This is a genomic window from Gelidibacter sp. (genome assembly GCF_035515035.1).
GTDB lineage: Bacteria > Bacteroidota > Bacteroidia > Flavobacteriales > Flavobacteriaceae > Gelidibacter.
Genome location: NZ_DATJCA010000075.1, coordinates 1 through 22,486, shown reverse-complemented (window position 1 = coordinate 22,486; position 22,486 = coordinate 1). Strand labels below are relative to the sequence as shown.

Genomic DNA, 22,486 nt, shown 5'->3' with positions numbered 1-22,486 from the left:
GGATTGCATGAGGTTTTTGTCCCGTTTCACGGGACGAAAAGGAATAGCAAGAGGGTAACGGGCAGAGCCACGTTACACATTCCTTTTCTTATTTAATTAACTGTGTATCAATTAGTTGTATTTTAATCAGTTTTTGAGATTTCATCAATTTGCGTCAAATGCTCTGGAAATACCTGTAAAATGGGATGATTTTACGTCAAATGCACAAAAAAAGCGAAAAAATGGACTCATTCATCACAATCAGGTTTAAGCGGGAAACTGCAAAACGTTTTCAGACATTTTCAAAAACACACTTCAAGACCCATACGGAAACGATGGAAGCCGTTCTTGATTTTTTCTTTTACAATGAAATATCACCAAAAGAAAAATTAGGTCCCACTGGGAGATCCATTGAAGCCAATTTAAAGAAACGGATGAATGCGATTATAGCAATAATAAAGGCCATCGAAAAAGGCCAGACCTTGCCTACGGTTGCAATGTTGTCAGCACTATTTGAACAGACTGAGCCAGTCGAAAAGAAACTGATCCTGGAAAAAAATAGGAACGAGGAGATGGGGCAGGTCCGTTACCACGAAAAAGATTCAGTAATCAATAACACCCGTAAATAATGGAAAAAGTAAATTACATTACCCAACTCAATCAAGCCCTTGAGCACTTCAATAATGATCATCGGATCAAACAGGGCCACATCACCTTGTACCTGGCATTCTTTCATATTTGGAATCGGGATTTTTTTAAAAATTCGATTACCATCAATAGAGAATTGACTATGGTAAGGGCAAAGATCAAATCAAAAACAACCTATCATAATATCCTGAGAGATTTACATGAATGGGGGTATTTACAATATTATCCTTCTTATGATCCCAGGAGAGGATCGGTAATCAAGATGGCCATTTTTTATACCCAACCACGCCAAAAATTGGCTAAGAGGATCCCAGAACCAGTCCAAAATATGGTACCTTCTTATAAACAAAAAACATATATAAACAAAAACAAACTGGCAGGGCAGGCAAAGCCATTTAATATTTTGGAAGTTTTACTTTTTTTTAAAACAAATAACTGGACTGCTGATGAAGGAAAAAAATATTATGAGTATTACCAAGAGAGGGATTGGAAATTAAGTAGAGGACTACCAATTAAAGACTGGAAACTGGCCGCGCGAAATTTTGTTGAGAAAGGACGTGAATTAGAGAGGAAAAGGACCATGCCAAATTCTGGCTATGTGAGTAATCTTCATACAACAAAAAAGAAGGATTATGGTCAGCCGTTGTGACCTGTTTAAGTTCAAACTGCGTTCACTATATTTTTAAAAGTTTATCACACTATCCAAAGCGTCATCGGCGTCTCTGTGGATAAAGTTGGCTTGATAGTTTAAAGTAGTTTTTAAATCGCTGTGGCGGTAGAGTTTTTGTAGCATTAAGGGATGTATTCGGTCCCCGGCAATATTACCAAATGTATGACGGGCAATATGGTTTGAAAGATTTTTATCAATATTGCATTGCAATGCAATCCTCTTCAGGAATTTATTAAAAAGTTTGGTGCTATTTCCTGTTTTAATGAAAATATCTTCAGCATCTTCAACGTTTGCATCTTTTAGAAAGGGAAAAACATAGCCATTGTTTTCTTTACTATACTTTTTGTAAAGTTTTAGTATGACATCCGCTTTCTCCGGGATTTTCAAACTGAGAGGTTTGCTATTTTTGTTCATAACATAATATAGGCGCTCATCTTTAAAGTCTGACCATCTTAGTTTTACAACATCTGAAATACGTATCCCAGCAAAATAAAATGAAATTAACCAAACTTTATGTGTGTGCCAGATTGAAGTGCCTTCTTCAAGTTTTAAATTTTCGAGCCTTTCAACTTCCTCAATGGTTAAACCAATTTTGTTCCCAGATCCAATGCGTATCTTTTGTTTTTCACCAGCAAAAGGATAATATTTTGGTGCGACAATACCATCTTTAATAGCGACATTGAAGAGGGTTCTTATGAAAATAAGTTGATTGGTTATTGTTCGAGCTTTTTGGTTAAGGTATGCCGCGGAAAATGTTTGAAATTTTTCTAAAAAAGCCTCATCGATATCCCTGAACATTAATGTCTTATTTTGTTTGAAATATTTTATACTGTCTGTAAATGTAAGTTCCGATTTTTTGGCTTTACTAAGTCTCTCTTTCCTTCGTTCTTTAATCCCTTTTATAATTTCATCTTTTGGGAGAGAAGTTTTTACATTTAAGTACTCTTCTATATTATAGAGTATGGATAGTTGTGGTTTCACAACTGAAAATGTCCCTCGGTCATATTTGCTTTGTATCCGTTCAGCAGCTACGGTAAAAAAGGATTTCGACCCACCAGGCCCTTTTAATTTTTGTTTAATCTGTTTTGGAGTTAAGCTGTCGTTTTTATTGTCAAAATAGATGTCATTGGCTTCAGTGAGTTTTTTCAACAGAAAATTATTTAACTTCTTTGAATTAGGATATGTTCTTTTTACTTGCCCCGTGTTGTGATCCCAATCTTTTTCTAAAACATACTGGCCTATAAATACATAGTTGGTTTTGTAGTTTTCGCTGATTCTCAAAGCAAGGGGAGCAGTGCCATCTATTCTTTCTTTGTTTTTCCGCCTAATAATTTTTATAGAAGCCATAATAACTATATTTGAAATGTTATAAAGATAATAAAAGATTTAGAAAAAGGGGTACAGAATAGGTACAGAATAACTTGATTTTGATTGTATTTAATTGAAATCAAAAAAAATGAAATACGCTTGAAACCATTGATTTTATTGATGTTTGTGGGTTTTTGAGCCTCGATTATTTTACGCTCATAACCCAAAGGTCACAGGTTCGAGTCCTGTTCCCGCTACTAAGTAAGCCCTTGAAATTTTTCAGGGGCTTTTTTCATTTTATGCATTCGCAGATGGGACTAACCGAAGATTATGTGGTTTATGTTTTATGGTCAAAAACAGCCAAATCGTTTTCAGTGTCGCTTCCAGAAATTTTTATATCCAAAATATTCAGAGTTACCCCTTTCATCTTGTAATGCTTACCAAATCTTGCCTCACCTGAATTAACTTTAAAACCTCTATTCGGGCGTATATCAAATTTCCATTTTGTAGTTTTTGCGATTAAAGTAAATGATAGAGCAGCAAGTAGTCCGATTATTAATTCCCTTCTTTTCATTTTCTATCATATTTTGTTGACTATGTCATTTATATAAAATTATGATTTTAAAATTCAGAAAATACTGAATTGGTAAAGTCTTTTTGCTAAACGCACAACAATTACATAATGAACATATGTTCGTTATACTGCCAATTTTAGATATATTCAACTATCCTTTATAGTTTCTTAAAAATCTAACGGATTCTTTTTCTCTTTTAAGGTGGTCGTGGCAATATTTATGTAAATTTCTATAACTTGAAAATTACGATCGCCAATTAGTGTCTTTCTCTACAAAAAAAAGTCGAGGGCAAACTCCGTTTTATTTCAATTGCGCTCAGTTCAAACTACAGCTTGCAAAGAGAATGACAACGGTCATGTAATTTCAATTATTGAAACTTTACCTTTATGCTACTTTTTAAAGAAACATTGATCTTATGACAGAAATACAGATTGCACAAAGCGTTACGCCTAAACATATCAAAGAAATTGCCGCAAAGTTGGCTATTCCTGAAGAAAAGCTGGAGTACTACGGTAACGATAAAGCAAAACTTCCTTTAGATATCATTGATAATGAAAAAGTAAAAAAGAACAATCTTATATTAGTCACCGCCATTACGCCAACACCTCCCGGTGAGGGAAAAACCACAACGTCCATTGGGTTGGTTGATGCGCTCAATATTTTAGAAAAGAATGCTGTTGCGGTGATTCGTGAACCTAGTTTAGGACCCGTATTTGGCATTAAAGGAGGTGCCGCTGGTGGAGGATGGAGCCAGGTCATTCCAATGGTGGACATTAACCTGCATTTTACGGGCGATTTTCACGCGATAGAAAAAGCAAACAACCTGCTTTCTGCACTCATAGAAAATAACATCCAAAGTAAATCGAGAAGCTTAGGGATTGATCCTCGAACGGTAGTCTGGAAACGGTGTATGGATATGAATGATAGGGGATTGAGAACTATTGTGGCGGCACTTGGTGGTAAAGCTGGTGGAGTACCGAGAGAAACGGGATTTAATATTACCGCAGCATCGGAGATTATGGCGATTTTGTGCTTGGCCACCGATTTAGAAGACCTAAAAGAAAAATGCGGAACGATTTATATAGGTGACACTTGGCAAGGTAAGCCCGTTTTTGCCAAAGATTTGAATGCAGAAGGTGCCATGGCGGTCCTTTTGAAAGATGCTATAAAACCTAATCTAGTTCAGACCCTGGAAGGAAATCCCGCAATTATCCATGGCGGTCCCTTTGCAAATATTGCCCAAGGCACCAATTCTATTGTAGCCACAAAAATGGGGATGAGCTTGAGTGATTATACCATAACAGAGGCAGGATTTGGATCGGATTTGGGAGCGGAAAAATTTATGAACATTAAGTGTCGTGCCGCTGGTATTTCTCCTAAAGCTGTCGTAGTGGTGGCTACCATTAGGGCCTTAAAATACCACGGTGGCAAATCCTTAAAAGAAATTACCCAAGAGGATGTGGAAGCGCTTGTAAAAGGCCTTCCCAATTTGGATGGGCATATTGCCAGTTTGAAAAGTTTTGGAATCCCAATCGTCGTTTCTATAAACGCTTTTCAAACGGATACGGAAGCCGAAATTCAAGTATTGAAGGATCATTGTCAAAAATTGGCTATTCCCGTAGCCTTGAGCTATGGTTGGGAAAAAGGGGGTAAGGGCTGTTTGGATCTGGCAGAAAAAGTGATCAGTGCAGCGGAATCCTCTACGGATCAATTTATGCCTACCTATAATCTTGGGTATAATGTGCACATCAAAATGGAAAAGATTTGTCAAACCATCTATGGGGGTGAAAACGTTATTTTAAGCGATCTCGCGAGATCGCAATTGGTGAAATATGAAGTGATGGGCTTTGGTAATTTACCGGTCTGTATGGCCAAAACAGAAAAAAGTTTTACGGATGACCAGAAACGATTGGGGCGTCCGAAGAATTTTGATATTCATATTAGGGAATTTGAAATAGCCGCAGGGGCTGGGTTTATCGTGCCCATTGCTGGGAACATGTTACGAATGCCAGGATTACCGGCTACGCCTGCTGCTGAGAAAATTACTATTGACAAGAATGGTATTATTGAAGGCTTGTTTTAAACCGCGCAAAATTCGGAACTCTTTGTTTTTAATAGGATATTGGATATGGACAAATCATGGGACAAACCGATACGTGATTAGGTAGGTGTGCCTCTATACATGAAGTGGCTTGGTTTAAGTTTTTCGTGTAAATCATTACGCAACCATCAATCGTAGTTGTATCTTTGGTGTGATTGGTGACTATTGTTGTTTTTCGAGTTCCTTTAAGATATTGAAATTCCAAAATTCGGGGATTGATAGGTTTGATAAAAGAATTATGGTTATTTCCGTATCAGGACATCGGGTCATTCTGCTACTGTAGCCTGGATGACCGCCCGAATGCGTTTGTACGGTTCCAAAGTTTTCTGAATGGTATAAAAACCACCCGAATCCGTACCCCGTTCCCCAGGCATCGGCTAATTTTCCGTCATTTAATTTTGTTGGCGTTATGGCTTTTTTGAGGCTTTCGGGGTGGACTATTTCACCTTCATATAAGGCCTTGTCCCATTTTAACAAGTCTTCGGCGGTACTCACTACAGAGCCGTCCCCATAAAATCCTCCCAACCAGTAAATGAAGCTGTTCTCTGGCGATTGATAAGCTATTTTTTTTATGTTATTAGTGGCATCATAGACATAGCCCATGGCCAGATCAGAATTATCAATGGTTCGATAATCGGTAAAGAACTCAGCGGATGTATTGGTCATTCCTGCAGATTTAGACAGACGTTCTTCCATAAACTCTTTAAAATTCATTCCGCTCGCTTTTTCAATCACATTCGCCAATGTGCAGGATCCAATATCGCTGTATTCCCATCTAGATCCGGGAGACCACTGCAATGGGTATTTCTTGGATTCCAGCATCAGCAACATCTCCCTATTTCCATTGATTCTGGTGGTGTCAAGGTCTTTCCACATAGCGTCAACAAAATTTGGAAGTCCCGAAGTGTGGTTCATTAGATGTTTGATTTGAATCTCTTTAAACGGAAATTTAGGTAGGTACTGATAAACATAATCCTCTGTTTTGAGTTTGTTTTCTTGCTCTAATATTAGAATGCCAAATGCGGTAAACTGTTTCGATAAAGATGCAATTTGAAATTTAATCGATAATTTAAAAGGCGTCCCCAACTCATTATTTGCATAACCATTAGTTTTGCCATAAACGATTGAATCTTTGTAGGCAATCAATGCAATGCCATCGAATTGATGCTTATCGTGATAGGTGTGTAAATACTGACCAAGTTGCATCTTGTCCATCTTGAATTCTTGACCATAGGCTTGAAAACTGATTAAGCAGATTGACAAGCTAGATTAAGAAGTTGCTTTATCATTATTTAGGTTTAATTACTAAAGGGTATGTATGATCTGATACTTTACACCTATTCAGAGAACTAACGGCGTGATTTGAAGTGTTTTTAACAAGCATAATTTTAATTCAGTGCCCGAAAATAAGGTAAATAATCTAATTTTTATTGATGTTTTTTCTTTTAATCAATCTTTATTTATAGGTTTTAGCTTGCTATTATTGCACCATTAAATTTAGAAAACCGTTCGCGATTTGTTCGGGATTTCTCTTCATAAAACTGATTTCTAAAGGACGATAAGCGATATTAATAGTAGTAGTTTCTTCAAAAAAATAATATTTTTTACTGCAGTTTATCTTCTTTTTTTTGACCGTGTATTTAACATAGTATTAGGATATTATATAATTTTTTATATATTTACAAACCGACCCGTCGGTTTTTGTAGAATTATGCAACTATTTCAGAGTTAATTTATGAATAAGGTAATGGATCAAGAGAGTTATGAAAAAAAGATATCCAATAAGGAATTGATCTTAAGAAAAGCTTATGGACTTTTTCTGAAAAAAGGCTACCAGTCTGTTTCTATCAAAGACATAATGGAGGCTAGTAATTTATCAAAAGGCGGTATTTACCACCATTTTGAGAATAAAGAAGGGATTTTATCCGAGGTTTTGGATCGCTACTTTTTTAAAACATTAAGCATTGACAAATCCCTATTTGAAGGACTTCCATTCAAAGATCGGATAAAAATGATTTATAAATTGGGGGTGGGACTTTTTGCCATGGTGGAATCGATGGGGAAGAATGGGATAAAATATCCTGTTCAGCGCTTGTTTCATTTTCAATTGGAATGTGAAAATTTTCCTGAAATGAGAAAGGAGTTCAGAAATACCTCTATAGCCTATGCCAAAATTGTACAGGACATTGTTTATGAAGGGATTCAAAACGGCGAAGTCAAACCAGAATTGGATGCAGAAATACTCAGTTACCAGATTATTGGAATGATAGAAGGGATAGCGATCCATAACTCCACCGTTAAACAGGATATTGAAAACATGTTGATGGAGAAATATGAGAAGGTGTTTAACAGTTATTTCAATTTTATATGTCCTAATTAGTCAAGCTTAAATGGAAAATAAAAGTACAATTTTGACACTAAGTATCATCGGAGTCCTATTGAGTGGACTTTTGATGTTTTTCTTTTTGTCACCCAGCTCTGAAAGCTATACCGATCTAGCTGTACTTAATTGCCATTGTCCACCAGGATTTAAACTTAATGAAGAGAATAAGTGCATTTCCAAAAATCTTTATCAACAATATGATTCTCCAAATAATCAAGGCGTAGGCGGTCTTCAAACAGGACTGCCAGAGATACGGGACGGATTTACACCGCAAGAGATCGATTTGGGAAGGTATTTGTTTTTTGATCCCGTAATGTCCATTGACGGTTCTATGTCTTGCGCCACCTGTCATGAACCCAACAAAGGGTTTAGTGATGGTTTGCCAACAAGTATTGGCAAGGATAATTTGAAACTGGATCGTGCTGCACCAACACTTTGGAATGTTGGCTATTTAAAACGTCTTTTTTGGGATGGTCGTGCAGCGACTTTAGAAGAGCAAATGGAGATGACCTTATTTTCAGAAGTAGAAATGGCGAATAATCCTGAAAATCTATTAAACACCTTAAATAATATTGATAATTACAGGAAGTTATTTGCTGAAGCTTATCCTGATAGAGACAAGAAAGAGGATATTAAACTACAAGAAATATTTAAGGCCCTTGCCGCTTTCCAATCATCTTTAATTTCCTTGAACAGTAAATACGACCAATATGCCCATGGCTATCACGCGGCCTTAAACGAAAAGGAAATTGAGGGGATGAATGTGTTCCGGTCTTTTGTGGCCAGATGTGCAGAATGTCATACCCCACCACTATTTACCAACCAACAGTTTGCAGTTATAGGAACTCCAGAACCGGATGGTTTGCCATTAGATCCTGGTGCTGAAATTCCTTTTGCTGATAAATCCATGCGCGGCGCTTTTAAAGTCCCTACGCTTAGAAACATTGATCTTACCGCACCTTATATGCACTCGGGAAAATTTGAAACCTTGAGAGAAGCTGTGGAGTTTTATACAAAAGGGCGTGGCCATGCGGTGCCTAAAGATGAGAAACTCTATATCCATTGGCATATTTGGGAGCCTCAATTGTCAGATTATGAATTGGACCGCCTCGTTGATTTTCTAAAAACATTGAACGACGAATCTTTTATGCCAAAAATGCCTGAAACCTTGCCTTCTGGATTAAAACTTACTAATCAACAAACCTTAATACCATAAAACGATGAAATCAACCCTATTTAAAATTATTGGCGGTATTCTATTGCTCGCCATAGGCGTGTTTTTAGGAAGAACACTGCTTGGAACTTCTGGAGAAAGTACCGTTCCCATGCCCTCAACCATGCTATATCGGAATGTAGGCCATTCAGGTGACACGACTCAAGTTGCGCAAAGGAAGGAATTTACCGGTCAAATTATCGAAGTCAAAAAAGGAGGTTCCATCCAAGAGGCTGTTAAAGCGGCCAATCCTGGCGATTTAATTCGGGTTTTTCCAGGGACCTATTCGGAGAACGTCTATATAGATAAAGATGACATTAGTTTGCAAGGGGTTATTATTAAAGGAGAATGGCCAACTCTGGATGGAAAACATAAAATTAACGATGGGTTTTTATACTCCGGGAATGGCATTTTAATTGAAAACTTTAAAATCATCAATTATAAGGGCAACGGTATTATGGGACAGGCCGGAAATAATTTTATCATCCGCAACAACTGGATTATTGATACTGGCGTTTACGGCATTTTCCCGCAGTTTGGAAAAAACGGACTGATCGAGCATAACGTATTGAGCGTTATTGCCGATGCCGCTATTTATGTGGGGATGTGCGACAATATTGACGTCCTTCATAACGAGGTGTTTGATAGTGTGGCCGGGATAGAAATTGAAAACTCCAGACATTGTTTGGTCGAAAATAATTATGTCCATAATAATACAGGAGGTTTGTTGGCTTTTATCACTCCGGGACTTCCTATTAAAACGGCCTTTAACATCATCTTCAGAAACAACTTCGTGGTCAACAATAACCATCCCAATTTTGGAGCGCCAGGATCTACCGTGGCCAGCATTCCTCCTGGTACGGGAATCCTTATCATGGCGGCAGATGATGTGATTGTTGAGAATAATATCATTACAGGAAATAACAATACGGGAATCACCATCGTCGATTTAGCAACCGGTGATCCCAAGGCAAACGATCCCAATTCAGAAGGAAATCCTGACCGCGTGGTTATTTTGGATAATATCATGTTTGGTAATGGCGAAGACCCAACTGGTGAAATTAAGGCCATCATGATGACCCAATTGGAAACCAAAGGTCCGGATATTTTTGCCTATGGTGGCGGAATTGGAAGTACCATTAGGGATAAAAACCGATATAGAACCTTTGGTTTAGGTGATTATGGTCCTGCGCAAATAGAAGATACCAAAGACATCAAAACCTTTATGCTCAGCACTCCTGTTCCACCAAGATCTGTCACAGACCAAGAACTGGGTGAAATTACCTATTATGGTGTTTGTGCCGGATGTCATGCTTTAGGAACCACATTGATTGGCGTGGACACCCAAATTATCAAAGACATTTATGTTGATAACCCACAGGGAATTGTGAATTATATCACCAAACCTCTCAACCTTAGAGATGATTATCCTGAAATGCCACCACAAGATTATTTATCTGATGAGGCTAAAATGGCAGTGGCCAAATACATCTTACAAATGACGAATTAACAGAAACAATGCTAACTAATCAAATCAAAACTACATGAACAAATTTCTCTTAATTGTGATGGTGGTGGGGTTTTCAATCACATCATTTGCACAAAAAACCGTTTCTGGTCAAGTGCTGGAAAAAGAAACAAACATGCCACTCATTGGCGTTTCCATCATGGTGAAAAACAGCACTAAGGGTACTACCACAGACTTTGACGGGAACTATCAACTTAATGGTATCACAGATACTGATGTTTTGGTGTATTCTTATTTGGGATATAAATCAGAAGAAGTATTGGTAAGCGCGCAGACGGCCATTAATGTATCACTAGAAGCGGACGCACAAGAAATGGATGAGGTGGTCATTACCGCTTTAAATATCCAGAGAGACAAAGAATCGCTCGGTTATTCTGTCTCGCAAGTTTCTGCGGAAGAAGTCAATGTGGCCAAAGAGAATAACGTGATGAACTCCCTTGCTGGAAAAGTTTCCGGACTCCAAATTACCCAGGCCAATACCGGAGTTGATGGCTCAAGCCGAATTTTACTGAGAGGCGTAACCACTATCAACGGATCCAACCGCCCACTTGTAGTTGTTGATGGAATTCCGATAAGCGGCGATGCTGGTGGAGGATCTCAATGGGGTGGTGTGGACCGTGGGGATGCGCTGTCGGATATTAATCCAGATGATGTGGAATCCATCAGTGTCCTAAAAGGTGCGGGTGCGGCAGCGGCCTACGGATCGCTGGGGATGCATGGCGTCATTTTGGTGACTACCAAATCAGGGGGTAAAAAGAAAGGGATTGGCGTTTCATTGAACTCCTCGTTCACCTTTACGGAAGTGGCCTTGACACCTGATTTACAAAATGAATACGGTGCTGGTGCGTTTGGTGATTTTGCACCTATTGGAGCAGATGGAAGACCTATTTTGGATTATCCTTTTTCTTGGAGTTGGGGTCCTAAAATGGAAGGACAGGCGTATACCAATTGGTTGGGGCAACCTGATAATTATACGGCACATGGCAATCCATACGATCAGTTTTATCAAAACGGATATTCTGCCTCCAATTCTGTTGCCTTTGAAGGCCAATCAGAAAAAGGATCATTTAGAATGTCCATTACCGATGAAAACGCTCGCGGTATTAATGTAGATAATACTTTGGCCAAACAAACCTTCAATATTAGAGGAAAGGCAAATTTGACCAATAGCTTTAGTATTGATGGGAAAATGACCTATTTGACGTCTAAAGTCAATAACCGACCGGCTTTGGCAGAAGATGGCGCTAACACCGCTTTGCAATTGTCATTAATGCCAAGGGATATTAGGTTGACCGATGTAAAAAATAATACGGTAAATGCCAATGGCGAAGAGATTAAATGGAATTTGGATAATACCTTCAATAACCCCTATTGGTCTCAAGATAATGTTAAAAATATTGATAAAAAGGATCGTTTTCAAGGTGTCATTTCTGCCAATTGGGATATTGCCCACAACTTTAAAGTGACAGGAAAAACGGGTATGGACTATATCATCTATGATTATACCAATTATGCCGCAAGAGGATCGCAATTTCAAAGTAATGGTCTGGGCAATTACGGACATGATAATGGGAAAAGTCGCGTATGGAATTCTGACATCTTAGCCACCTACAACACCAATATTTCAGATGTTAGAATGACCCTCAGTTTAGGATCGAGTTACAGAGATGAGTATAGTAGTTATGTAAATATCTCAGGAAACGATGCCAAGGTGCCTAATTTATATCGTATCAGTAATTATAAAAACTCTTATAGCTCAGAAGGTGTTTCAGAAAAGGGCGTATATTCATTTTATGGGTTGGGACAGTTTAGTTATAAAGGATTCCTTTATTTTGATGCCACCTTAAGAAATGACAACTCCTCAGCCTTACCTAAAGAAAACAACTCTTATTGGTACCATTCCGAAAACATGAGTTTATTGTTCTCAAAATTATTGGGCATAGAGTCAAATACCTTTAACAAAGGTAAATTGAGAGGTTCATTTGCAGTGGTTGGTAATGATACCAGTCCGTATAGAACCCAGGCAGTTTACAATGTAGATCAAACGGTAACCTTACCCTATACGGTAGGATCTATTCCATCAAGTTTACCTTCTTTTGATTTACGGCCAGAGTCTTCAGAGTCTTGGGAAGTAGGTACAGAACTCGGGTTTTTTAATAACCGTCTCCAATTGGACTTTACCTATTATGAAACTAAAACAAAAGATCAAATTATGGCGGTGCCTATTTCAGGTGCCTCGGGGTATGCTTCTAAAGTCGTCAACGCTGGGGTCATTGCAAACAAAGGTTATGAGTTTCAATTGAACGCCATACCCTTGGAATTTGACAATTTTTCATGGGACCTCGGATTTAACTTTACCAAGAGCAATTCTAAGGTAGAGTCCTTAAATGACGGTTTGGAGAGTATCACGTTGAACTCTCTCAATGCTGTTTCCGTAGAAGCAAGACCAGGGGAAGAGTTTGGAAGCATTTATGGATATGATTTTTTACGTGATAATTTTGGAAGAAAATTGATTACCAATGATGGGTTTGCTCAAAAAGGCGAGCGTGTAAAACTTGGAAGCATCACCCCAGATTGGTATGGTGGTATCACCAATAAATTTAGATATAAGAATTTCTCCATAAGTACATTGATTTCTATTCAGGAGGGCGGCGAATTTTATTCTTATGGGCGTGCCTACAGAATGTTTTTTGGAACAGATGCCCGTAGTTTAGAAGGCAGGGAAACAGGAATCATTGTAGATGGTATAAATGAAAACACCGGGTTTGTTAATGAAACGCCTTCTCCGGCCATGCTAAAACAATATTCGGATATTTTTACCAATGAAATTGCTACGGATCAAATCTTGGATGCGAGCAACGTCAAGTTTAAAGAGTTGATTATAACTTATGATTTGCCGAAATCATTGTTGCAAAACTCATTCATCCAGTCTGGAAGCATTTCAGCCATCGGGAGAAATTTATTCTATTTTTATAACGCCGCTGGCGATATTGATCCAGAAGCTGGTTATAGTAGCGGGCCAACAGGGACGGCACTTGAGCATTCCTCATTGCCATCTACCAGAAGTTATGGCCTTAATTTAAAAATCAACTTTTAATCCTGATGATTATGAAAAATATACAAAACAAAATGAAAAACATATTAGTCGTAATGGTCATATTGGGAATGTCTTTTTCGTGCCAGGATCGTTTGGACGATTTAAGGGATAACCCCAATGCCGTAACTTCTATAGATGACGCGGCATTATTTACAAAAGCGGTGAGAAGCCTATTTCAAGGTACAACCGATGCGTCAGTAGCGCGATTTGCCGGGCATTACGGGCATTACTTTGTGGCAGGAAGTACAGCACGACTTCCAGATCAATATGGTGATGGTTTTGACGTCCTTTACAACAGTATGTTTTCGGAAATGTATGGGGGAGTCATTAGGCATATAGAGGAAGTTTTAGAAATCACCTCTGCGGAAGACACTAAAAACGAGGTCCGCCATGCCATGGCCAACGTGATTGCTGTTCTTGGCTATGCTAAACTTACAGATGCCTTTGGTGAAATACCCTATATGGAAGGTGGCAAAGGAAAAACGGAAGGTATTATTCATCCAAAATATGATACGCAACAAGTAATTTACGAAGACATGATTTTACGTTTGTCCTCTAGTATTGCCATTTTGAAAAGCGCTGATCCAGCGATGGGGTACCCTAATTCAGATCCTATTTTTAATAACGATATGAACAAATGGGTGCGTTTTGCCAATAGCGTGCGTCTCCGATTGGCCATGCGGATTCGGGATGCCAATAATACCTTATCCCGACAAACAGTTACGCAGAGTTTAACGGAACCTTTAATGGAAACTAACGATCATAATGCTTTTATGATTGAAACAGAAGGTAATGGAAACGCTTGGTTTACCATGCGTACGGGATACCCGTCCATTAAAATGTCCACCATGTTGATAGATCAATTACAGGGTACTGATGATCCTCGACTGGAAGTCTATGTCAGTAAAGATGGCAATGGTGCGTATAATGGCATGACCAATGGTTTAGACGATACCGCCTTTGGAAATTCTAATTTTGCCGCCCGATCGGATATGGGCCTCGCGCTTTCTTCAAAAGAAAGTAAGCTTTATGTCATGACTGCATCAGAAGTTTGGTTGCTAAGAGCTGAAGCTGCATTGGTTTATGCGAATGATCCCGCTCAAGCAAATATCTTATATAGAAAAGGTATTGAAGTCTCCTTAAAGCAGTGGGACATCGCTGCTTCAGACATTGTGGATTTTATGGCAAGTCCAGAGGCTTCATTAACGGGGAGCAATGTCGAACTGCAGATCGGTACCCAAATGTGGGTAGCGCTCGTTCCAAACTACTTTGAAGGTTGGTCGCACATCAGACGTACGGGATATCCGGTTATCGCCGATAGAACCGCTGCAAATTTAGCTCCAGGCGTCACCAATGGTGTATTGCCAAAACGATTTTTATACTCAAGTTTTGAATTGAGTTCAAATAATGACAATGTTCTGGAAGCCATTTCGAGACAGGGCGCCAATAAGATAGATACCCCAGTTTGGTGGGATAAAAATTAAATTTCAATAAATATTCCTATAGGAAATGAGCATGGATTTAAATTCATTACTAAGAGATAAAAATCATAAAGAAATTCCAGAGGTCCTATTAGAAACACTAAATACACCCATATGAAAAATATAAAAATATTGAGCGTATTGATGCTCACCATCCTGTTCTTCACCTGTAGTTCAGATGATGATAATAACAGTCCCTTAGCCGATTTTCAGTTTTTAGTAGAAGGCACACAGGTTACTTTTAACGGAACTGTGCAAAACGCTACCTCAATTTCTTGGGATTTTGGCGATGGTGCCACAAGTTCAGAAGAAGATCCGGTATATGCCTATGCAGCGGCCGGCGATTATACAGTAGTGATGACGGTTACAGGACCTAATGGCACATTTTCTGAAACCAAGACCGTGACCATTCAGGAATCGTTGGAGATTTTGTTGACGGGAGGCCAAGCCAAACCAGACGGAAAATCATGGCGACTTAAAAAAGCCTACACTTCTGGTAAAGAAGGCGCAGGTCCGGTAGATAATAAATTGAATCTTTTTCTACCTGCCTTTGATAATCTTTTAGATGCCGTGGGATTGGGAGCTTCTTATGAAGACACCTTCACTTTTGTACATGATGGCACTTATAGAGTGGATAATAAAGATGGACAAAGTCTCATGGGATTGGTTTATGCCAGTATCATGCACGGCGAAAATATTACTGCCGTTTCCTATGATCCGCAGAGCGTTCCGTTAGCTACCGTACTTTATACCCCGGCGGCAGATGCCACTTGGGAACTTTTTGAAGGCGATTTTACCATAGATGCCGCTGAAGGGCCAGTCAATTTCACAAATAAAAAACGACTGATTTTAGGTGAATATCTCGGATTCAAGGACATGGAAGTCTTGGTAATTTTGAAAGAAATCACAGCAAAAAGCATGAACATCGCCATAGGGATCCATACAGAACCTTCCGTTTACGACAAACCGACATTATTGTTCCATTTGTCATTGGAAGCACAGTAAATTCCCGTTATAGAAGAATAGAATTTTAAAAATAATAGGTTTGATAATTAAATCCCCTGAGGTCAAGTGGTTTTCGATTGCACCATTTTATTGGGAAGGTCGGGAGCCACTTTCTTAAAATGAAGACTCAATTTAAGATCTTATTGATTTAAGCCAATTCAAAATCGATTGAAGATTGGCAATGAACTGTTAAGGTGATACTATTTATAAATTGACAACAAACGAGCGTAAAATGGTCCAGAAAATAATACAACAACAAATCGATTTTTTTCAAACCCAACAAACAAAGGAGGTGTCGTTTCGAAAAAAAGCATTAAAACGCTTACAGGAAGAAATCGTAAAACGGGAAGACGCCATTTGCGATGCCTTATATGCCGATTTCAAAAAACCAAAGTTTGAAACCTTGGCGGCTGAAACGCAATTTGTATTGGCTGAAATTAAACATGTACTCAACAATATGGATAGTTGGGCACGTCCGGAAAGAGTTTCTGGCAGTTGGATGAACTGGCCGTCCTCAGATTATATTTACAAGGAACCCTATGGCGCTGTATTGGTGATTGCACCTTGGAATTATCCGTTTCAATTGGCCATCGCACCGCTTATCGGAGCTGTAGCTGCGGGGAATACGGTTGTTGTAAAGCCATCGGAAATTACAACGCATACCGCTGCCATAATTTCGGAAATTATCAAAGTTGTTTTTGATCCCGCCCATGTTACGGTAGTAGAAGGTGGTGTAGAAGTTTCCCAAGAATTGTTGGCTGAAAAATGGGATTATATCTTTTTTACCGGAAGCCCTGGCGTCGGCAAAATAGTTTACCAGAGTGCTGCAAAGCATTTAACTCCGGTAACCTTAGAATTGGGAGGGAAAAACCCGTGTATCGTAGATGACAGCGCAGCAATAGACTTGGCAGCAAAACGCATTGTTTGGGGGAAATTTTTAAATGCCGGCCAAACGTGTATTGCTTCAGATTATATCTTGGTGCATGAAAAGGTCAAAGACCAATTGATTGTGGCATTAAAAGAAAATATCACAAAATCCTATGGCGAAAACATGGAAGCCTCGCCAGATTTCTCCAGAACAGTGAATCAAAAACACTATCAAGGGTTAAAGGACATGTTGGTAGGGGAAGAGATCCTTTTTGGTGGTCAGAGCAATGATGAAGACAATTACCTATCGCCAACCTTAGTGAATGAACCTAAATTGGACAGCAAGTTAATGGCAGGTGAGATATTTGGACCAATTCTACCCATTATTTCCTATAAAACAGATGCCGATATTGATCGGCATATCATGAATTACGGCAAACCCTTGGCAACTTATGTGTTTTCCAACAATAAACAGTTTCAGAATAAAATTATCAATACCTATAGCTTTGGAGGTGGCGCCATCAATGATACCGTTATCCAAATCACCAATAAAAGATTGCCGTTTGGGGGCGTAGGCCAAAGTGGGATAGGAGCTTACCACGGGAAATTATCCTTTGATATTTTCTCACATCATAAAGCGATTATTAAGAAAGCCAATTGGTTTGAAGCGCCTGTGCGATACCCGCCTTATAATGTTCCGATGAATTTCGTAAAGAAAATTAAACACCTTTTTTAAAACGACAGTTTTAATCAAATCATAAGAATCAAATAAATGATCAAATTTCAAAAAGTATTCGTGTTATTGTTGACTGCGACCGTATTTTTAAGTTGTAAAAACGATAAAAAACCCGCAGTTAATGATCCGATTTTACCCACTACAATTACCGTAAAAGGAGATCGGTTTGTGGATGATTTGGGCCGTCAGGTGATTTTAAATGGGGTTAATGTGGGCAGCAAGAACATTGAGGAAGGTTATATTTTTCAAAGCGGTCCAGAACTTTATGCCAAACTAAAAAAGCAGGGTGTCAACACGATTCGGTTTCTCATTATTTGGGACGGATTGGAACCTGAACCAGGAGTCTATAACGAAGCGTATCTCAAGGAAATAGACCAAAGAATCCAATGGGCGGCAGACAATAATATTTTTGTGGTATTGGATATGCACCAAGATCTTTACAGTGTGAAGTATAGTGATGGCGCACCAGAGTGGGCCACTTTAGACGAAGGAAAACCACACACTACGGGCGCTATTTGGAGTGATGCTTACTTGTTGAGCGAAGCCGTACAAACCTCTTTTGACAACTTTTGGCTCAATAAACCGGCATCTGATGGTGTTGGCATTCAAGACCGATATATCGCTTTATGGCAATATATTGCAAAACGCTATGCCAATAACAAAACCGTCATAGGCTATGACCTAATGAACGAACCTTTTCCTGGCACTTCAGGAGTGCAATCTACCATGATATTATTGGGCGCCTATGGTCAACTACATTATAAATTGACTGGAGAAGTCCTTACGGAAGAACAATTGGGCGCCATGTGGTCTAATGAAGAGAGTAGAATGGAAGCGCTTGAAGTGATTTCTACCGCTGAAAATTATAATTTCGTGATCAGTCAGCTTTTTGATTTGGTTAAGGAATTTGAATCCACGCATTTACAAGCCATGTATCAAAAGGTGAGTCATGCCATTCGAGAAGTGGACACCAACCATATTTTATTTTTAGAACATAGTTATTATGGCAATACTGGTGTTGCCAGCAGTATAGAACGTGTGATGTTGGCAGACGGCAGCCCCGATCCTTTGGTGGCTTATGCCGCACATGGCTATGACTTGGTGGTAGATACCAAAGCCGCTGCGTTAGCTGCAGATGCACGGGTGGGTTATATATTTAATCAAATCAAGAAAAAGGGCGAGCAATTACAAATGCCGGTATGGGTTGGAGAATGGGGTGCTTATTATGACAATTCAGAAACGGTCATTCCAACCGCCATAAGCTCTGTTGGCCTAATTGAAGACTATTTATTTGGCAATGCGTATTGGTCTTATTCCAATGAGCTTGACACAATGGAGTTCTTCAAAAAAGTATTACTGAGGACTTATCCTGCCTATACAAATGGTGAGTTGTTAAGTTATCGTAATGATTTTGAAGCCCATACCTTTACGATGGAATGGGAAGAAACTAAGAACAATAATTCGCCAACTGTAGTATATATTCCCCATCTTTCTAAATTAAATAAAGATGAGATTAAAGACTTTACCACTGATAAAATTAAGGATTCAGATGCTGGATATTTAATTATTCCTGCTTCGGAAACTGGTGGAAAAAGAAACTTAAATTTAACTTTCAAATAAAATTAACGATAAACTCACGATCCATTGGTGAAACTTTTCCAATGGGTTGGAGTCCAACCACGATCATTGAAAAACCCAGATGGAAGTCTGGGTTTTGTTATTTAGTTAAAGATTAAAATCCTGTAATTTCATTGTATCTACTTTAGTTTCTATGACTATTTTAGCCACGAATGCACGAATAAACTCTATAGGAGCGGCATCTAATCATATCATCATCATCATCATCATCATCATCATTATGAATTTTTAACGCCGACTATAATTCCAACAATTCAATATTTCTAAATTCTACCGGATGACTTTCACTTTGCAATGAGATATAACCGCCTTTTATCGTTTGGCCAATCTTGTCTTTGTAGGCTGGACTATAATCGTCCATATCCGCCCCGCCGTATTGTGGTTTTGAATACCTGAGCACTTCTTTGCCATTTATTTTATGGATGATTAGAGAATCACTGTGGACTTCCACTTCCAGATTCACCCATTGATCGCCATAATAAGTTTCAGAATTTGAATTGGTACAATGTTCTGTAATCAGCCTGCCATCCATGATCACATTGGTGCCAGGGGTGCATAAATTTGCGGTTGATCTACTTACACCTTCCGTAATGCCCCCTAACATTTGCACTTCAATACTCAAGGGGAAACTTTGGTCTTTAGCCATATTTTTAGGGTTTTCGGAGTGAATCATGACCCCGCTGTTTCTAGTGGCCCATCCAGCGCCATCAGCAATTTGATCGCCGGTAAAACGGTATTGTATTTTCAATATATACTTTGAAAATGGTGTTTTATAAAAAAGATGGCCAAACGCATCATTGAATTTCCCGTCGTAACCATCATAGGAAACCTTAATCACGCCATCTTCAACACGAAATGTATTGTGCAGATTATCGCCAAAATCATGGCCTTTAATTTTGGGTCTCCATCCGTCTAAATCCTTGCCATTGAATAGGGAGATCCAGTTTTCGGACACTTTTTCCCCAACTTCCAGATCAGAGACCTCAGCTTCAGTTTTTTTTTTGCAACTGACAATTAACAATAGAACTAAAGCAATTACTGTAGGGTTGATTCTTTTGAACATGGAATTGAGTTTTAGGTGATTTTATTGAACATTTATTTTACCTCCAAAGGTTTGTTGCTATAGAGGTATTGACGTCGAAAAGGTTTAGGAAATTACCAAGATTGACATACCGTTTTATAATGCCCAAGATCTTCCTCCAGTGGCTTCTTCTACAGAAACACATCCTTTTTGTCTCCCTGGAATTGGATCGTAAACCAGCACCTTCGTTCCAATCTCCTTACTTGTTTTATAGGCCCAAACAGATTGGTCACGTATTTTTAACAAGGTCATGAAAACTAAATGTTCATCTTTGATATAGGCCAGTCTTTGCTCCTTTGAAATTCTTAAATATTTTGATAAAATGGCGTCAAAATCCTCAGTCTCTAAAGTGATGGGTTGTTCAGGATCTAGAGGCTCGTTTGAAATGCCCAATTCCTGCATGACAGCGTCTAAACCAAGTTTGTAAATTTCTTTGTCTTCGTTGGTCAATGATTTTGCCGCATATAAATCAATAAACTTTGGTACATTAACATCTAAGGCTCCGGGAGTGTCTTTTGTTTTTGGTAAAATCAAGTCTACTAAATTTTCGAGGACATAAGCTTGTTTATCGGAATGGAATATGGGTATCCATTTTTCTGCTTTTGTACTACAACTTTGAAGCATACTTAAAATGGTAGGCGTTGCAATAATATAGCCTAAAGATAGACCCAAGCCTTTAAGTGCGTCTCTTCTATTCATAATTACGCTTTATTTAATTTGAATTGTTCAACTGCGTGGTGAGCAGCTCTGGCAGTTAATGCCATATAAGTCAAGGATGGATTTTGACATCCCGCTGAGGTCATACAAGCCCCATCGGTAACATACACATTAGGTACGCCGTGTACCTGATTATTGCCATTAAGGACTGACGTTTTCGGGTCTCTGCCCATACGTGCGGTACCCATTTCATGAATACCTATACCTGGCGCATGTCTCACATCATAAGTTGTGATCTCTTTAAATCCTGCTTTTTCCAACATTTCTGCAGCTTGCTGTTTAATGTCTTCCCGCATGGCCAATTCGTTTTCTTTCCACTCGGCATCAAAGGTAATGGTTGGTAAACCCCAATCGTCCAATTTATCATAATCCAAGGTCATTTTATTGTCATGGTATGGCAAACACTCTCCAAAGCCCATAATTCCCATGGTCCATTCTCCCGGATTTAAAATGGCTTCCTTAAACTTTTCACCATAGCCTATTTCTGCAACGTGCTCAGCAATTCCGCCTCTTCCTCCGCCACCTTGATAGCCATAGCCTCTAACAAAATCTTTTCGTTTAGTGGCTTCGTCACCTAAATTTCTAAATCTCGGAATGTAAACACCGTTTGGCCGTCTTCCCGTATAGTATTGATCTTCGTAACCTTCTACTCTGGCGTTGGCGCCGGCACCTAAGTGATGGTCCATAATATTATGACCTAACTCACCCGAATCGTTGCCCAATCCATTTGGAAAACGTTCTGATTTTGATTGCATCAATATGGATGCTGATGGGATGGCAGATGCACAACAAAAGATAATATCAGCATTAAAAACAAAGGTTTCTTTGGTTTCAGCATCGATAACTTTAACACCCGTGGCCTTTTTTAGTTTGTCGTCATAAATAATTTCATGGACAATGGAATTTGGTCTTAAAGTCATATTGCCGGTGTCTTCTGCAGCTGGTAAGGTGGAAGCGTTACTACTAAAATAGGCACCATAAGGACAGCCTCGGATACATCTATTTCTATATTGACAATTGCTTCTGCCCTTATGTGTATGGTCACCAGTAAGATGGGCAACTCTTCCGATGGTCAACAACCTATCGTCATAATTACTCGCAAGTTGAGATTTAAATTCCCTCTCCACGCAATTCAATTCCATTGGCGGTGTGAAAATGCTGTCTGGCAAATGCGGAAGTCCAAGAGCTTCGCCACTGATGCCGACATGCTTTTCAACATAATCATACCATGGTGCCAGATCGTTATAACGTATTGGCCAATCCACTCCATGACCATCCTTGATATTAGCAGTAAAGTCTAAATCACTTAAACGGTAACTCTGACGACCCCAAGTAAGAGACCGTCCTCCAACGTGATACCCGCGCATCCAATCAAAACGCTTGGTTTCGTTATATGGATGTTTGATGTCGTCCACAAACCAATGTTTGCTTTCTGCTGAGGTAGTATAACCTGTTCTGG

The 22,486-nt window shown here is 39.0% G+C and carries 17 protein-coding genes; 11 read left to right on the top strand and 6 right to left on the bottom strand.

What is annotated here, in order from left to right; genetic code table 11:
• The first annotated feature begins 221 nt into the window (after nucleotides 1-221).
• Nucleotides 222-608 carry a BfmA/BtgA family mobilization protein gene (locus tag VLZ86_RS06010; RefSeq protein WP_325449742.1) on the top strand — a complete coding sequence of 129 codons (387 nt, stop codon included), beginning with the start codon at nucleotides 222-224 and terminating at the stop codon, nucleotides 606-608.
• Nucleotides 608-1,276: a hypothetical protein gene (locus VLZ86_RS06005; RefSeq protein ID WP_325449741.1), complete on the top strand. Its 669-nt coding sequence runs from the start codon at nucleotides 608-610 to the stop codon at nucleotides 1,274-1,276. The genes VLZ86_RS06010 and VLZ86_RS06005 overlap by 1 nt, the downstream gene beginning before the upstream one ends.
• A 33-nt stretch (nucleotides 1,277-1,309) precedes the next feature.
• Here the strand turns inward: VLZ86_RS06005 and VLZ86_RS06000 are convergent, their stop codons facing one another.
• Together VLZ86_RS06000 and VLZ86_RS05995 are read right to left on the bottom strand one after the other, a co-directional pair.
• Nucleotides 1,310-2,644, bottom strand: a complete 1,335-nt coding sequence (locus tag VLZ86_RS06000; protein ID WP_325449740.1) for a tyrosine-type recombinase/integrase — start codon at nucleotides 2,642-2,644, stop codon at nucleotides 1,310-1,312.
• Between the two features lie 298 nt (nucleotides 2,645-2,942).
• A complete protein-coding gene (locus tag VLZ86_RS05995) occupies nucleotides 2,943-3,179 on the bottom strand; it encodes a hypothetical protein (protein WP_325449739.1) in 237 nt (78 codons plus the stop codon).
• A gap of 416 nt (nucleotides 3,180-3,595) precedes the next feature.
• On the opposite strand from VLZ86_RS05995, the gene VLZ86_RS05990 reads away from it, so the two are divergent.
• Nucleotides 3,596-5,263: a formate--tetrahydrofolate ligase gene (locus VLZ86_RS05990; RefSeq protein WP_325449738.1), complete on the top strand. Its 1,668-nt coding sequence runs from the start codon at nucleotides 3,596-3,598 to the stop codon at nucleotides 5,261-5,263.
• 180 nt (nucleotides 5,264-5,443) lie between these two features.
• On the opposite strand, the gene VLZ86_RS05985 is transcribed toward VLZ86_RS05990, so the two are convergent.
• Nucleotides 5,444-6,496, bottom strand: coding sequence for a serine hydrolase domain-containing protein (locus VLZ86_RS05985; protein WP_325449737.1), 1,053 nt, complete (start codon nucleotides 6,494-6,496; stop codon nucleotides 5,444-5,446).
• A gap of 520 nt (nucleotides 6,497-7,016) precedes the next feature.
• Between VLZ86_RS05985 and VLZ86_RS05980 the strand changes: the two genes are divergently transcribed.
• From VLZ86_RS05980 to VLZ86_RS05945, 8 genes are all read left to right on the top strand, one after another.
• The gene (locus tag VLZ86_RS05980) at nucleotides 7,017-7,661 is read left to right on the top strand and encodes a TetR/AcrR family transcriptional regulator (protein ID WP_325449736.1); all 645 of its coding nucleotides are present in this window, start codon (nucleotides 7,017-7,019) and stop codon (nucleotides 7,659-7,661) included.
• Between the two features lie 31 nt (nucleotides 7,662-7,692).
• The gene (locus tag VLZ86_RS05975) at nucleotides 7,693-8,880 is read left to right on the top strand and encodes a cytochrome c peroxidase (RefSeq protein ID WP_325449735.1); all 1,188 of its coding nucleotides are present in this window, start codon (nucleotides 7,693-7,695) and stop codon (nucleotides 8,878-8,880) included.
• Between the two features lie 4 nt (nucleotides 8,881-8,884).
• A complete protein-coding gene (locus VLZ86_RS05970) occupies nucleotides 8,885-10,387 on the top strand; it encodes a parallel beta-helix domain-containing protein (protein WP_325449734.1) in 1,503 nt (500 codons plus the stop codon).
• A 34-nt stretch (nucleotides 10,388-10,421) separates the two neighbouring features.
• A complete protein-coding gene (locus VLZ86_RS05965; RefSeq protein ID WP_325449733.1) occupies nucleotides 10,422-13,502 on the top strand; it encodes a SusC/RagA family TonB-linked outer membrane protein in 3,081 nt (1,026 codons plus the stop codon).
• Between the two features lie 11 nt (nucleotides 13,503-13,513).
• Nucleotides 13,514-14,986 (top strand): SusD/RagB family nutrient-binding outer membrane lipoprotein, encoded by a 1,473-nt coding sequence (locus VLZ86_RS05960; protein ID WP_325449732.1) that lies wholly within the window; start codon nucleotides 13,514-13,516, stop codon nucleotides 14,984-14,986.
• Nucleotides 14,987-15,097: 111 nt separating this feature from the next.
• Nucleotides 15,098-15,988, top strand: coding sequence for a PKD domain-containing protein (locus VLZ86_RS05955; protein WP_325449731.1), 891 nt, complete (start codon nucleotides 15,098-15,100; stop codon nucleotides 15,986-15,988).
• A 202-nt stretch (nucleotides 15,989-16,190) separates the two neighbouring features.
• Complete coding sequence (locus VLZ86_RS05950; protein WP_325449743.1) at nucleotides 16,191-17,591, top strand: aldehyde dehydrogenase; 1,401 nt, start codon at nucleotides 16,191-16,193, stop codon at nucleotides 17,589-17,591.
• A gap of 36 nt (nucleotides 17,592-17,627) precedes the next feature.
• A complete protein-coding gene (locus VLZ86_RS05945; RefSeq protein ID WP_325449729.1) occupies nucleotides 17,628-19,211 on the top strand; it encodes a cellulase family glycosylhydrolase in 1,584 nt (527 codons plus the stop codon).
• 256 nt (nucleotides 19,212-19,467) lie between these two features.
• Here VLZ86_RS05945 and VLZ86_RS05940 read toward each other — a convergent pair whose 3' ends face one another.
• The 3 genes from VLZ86_RS05940 to VLZ86_RS05930 all read right to left on the bottom strand — a co-directional run.
• Nucleotides 19,468-20,292, bottom strand: a complete 825-nt coding sequence (locus VLZ86_RS05940; RefSeq protein WP_325449727.1) for a DUF1080 domain-containing protein — start codon at nucleotides 20,290-20,292, stop codon at nucleotides 19,468-19,470.
• Between the two features lie 114 nt (nucleotides 20,293-20,406).
• Complete coding sequence (locus VLZ86_RS05935; RefSeq protein ID WP_325449725.1) at nucleotides 20,407-21,009, bottom strand: gluconate 2-dehydrogenase subunit 3 family protein; 603 nt, start codon at nucleotides 21,007-21,009, stop codon at nucleotides 20,407-20,409.
• A 2-nt stretch (nucleotides 21,010-21,011) separates the two neighbouring features.
• Nucleotides 21,012-22,486: GMC family oxidoreductase (locus VLZ86_RS05930; protein ID WP_325449723.1), on the bottom strand; the 1,475-nt coding region annotated here is incomplete at its 5' end.

What these genes read in the sequence shown, in the direction of transcription:
- VLZ86_RS06010 (WP_325449742.1), top strand. Translation starts at nt 222, where the DNA reads ATGGACTCATTCATCACAATCAGGTTTAAGCGGGAAACTGCAAAACGT.
- VLZ86_RS06005 (WP_325449741.1), top strand. Translation starts at nt 608, where the DNA reads ATGGAAAAAGTAAATTACATTACCCAACTCAATCAAGCCCTTGAGCAC.
- VLZ86_RS06000 (WP_325449740.1), bottom strand. Translation starts at nt 2,644, where the DNA reads ATGGCTTCTATAAAAATTATTAGGCGGAAAAACAAAGAAAGAATAGAT.
- VLZ86_RS05995 (WP_325449739.1), bottom strand. Translation starts at nt 3,179, where the DNA reads ATGAAAAGAAGGGAATTAATAATCGGACTACTTGCTGCTCTATCATTT.
- VLZ86_RS05990 (WP_325449738.1), top strand. Translation starts at nt 3,596, where the DNA reads ATGACAGAAATACAGATTGCACAAAGCGTTACGCCTAAACATATCAAA.
- VLZ86_RS05985 (WP_325449737.1), bottom strand. Translation starts at nt 6,496, where the DNA reads ATGGACAAGATGCAACTTGGTCAGTATTTACACACCTATCACGATAAG.
- VLZ86_RS05980 (WP_325449736.1), top strand. Translation starts at nt 7,017, where the DNA reads ATGAATAAGGTAATGGATCAAGAGAGTTATGAAAAAAAGATATCCAAT.
- VLZ86_RS05970 (WP_325449734.1), top strand. Translation starts at nt 8,885, where the DNA reads ATGAAATCAACCCTATTTAAAATTATTGGCGGTATTCTATTGCTCGCC.
- VLZ86_RS05965 (WP_325449733.1), top strand. Translation starts at nt 10,422, where the DNA reads ATGAACAAATTTCTCTTAATTGTGATGGTGGTGGGGTTTTCAATCACA.
- VLZ86_RS05960 (WP_325449732.1), top strand. Translation starts at nt 13,514, where the DNA reads ATGAAAAATATACAAAACAAAATGAAAAACATATTAGTCGTAATGGTC.
- VLZ86_RS05955 (WP_325449731.1), top strand. Translation starts at nt 15,098, where the DNA reads ATGAAAAATATAAAAATATTGAGCGTATTGATGCTCACCATCCTGTTC.
- VLZ86_RS05945 (WP_325449729.1), top strand. Translation starts at nt 17,628, where the DNA reads ATGATCAAATTTCAAAAAGTATTCGTGTTATTGTTGACTGCGACCGTA.
- VLZ86_RS05940 (WP_325449727.1), bottom strand. Translation starts at nt 20,292, where the DNA reads ATGTTCAAAAGAATCAACCCTACAGTAATTGCTTTAGTTCTATTGTTA.
- VLZ86_RS05935 (WP_325449725.1), bottom strand. Translation starts at nt 21,009, where the DNA reads ATGAATAGAAGAGACGCACTTAAAGGCTTGGGTCTATCTTTAGGCTAT.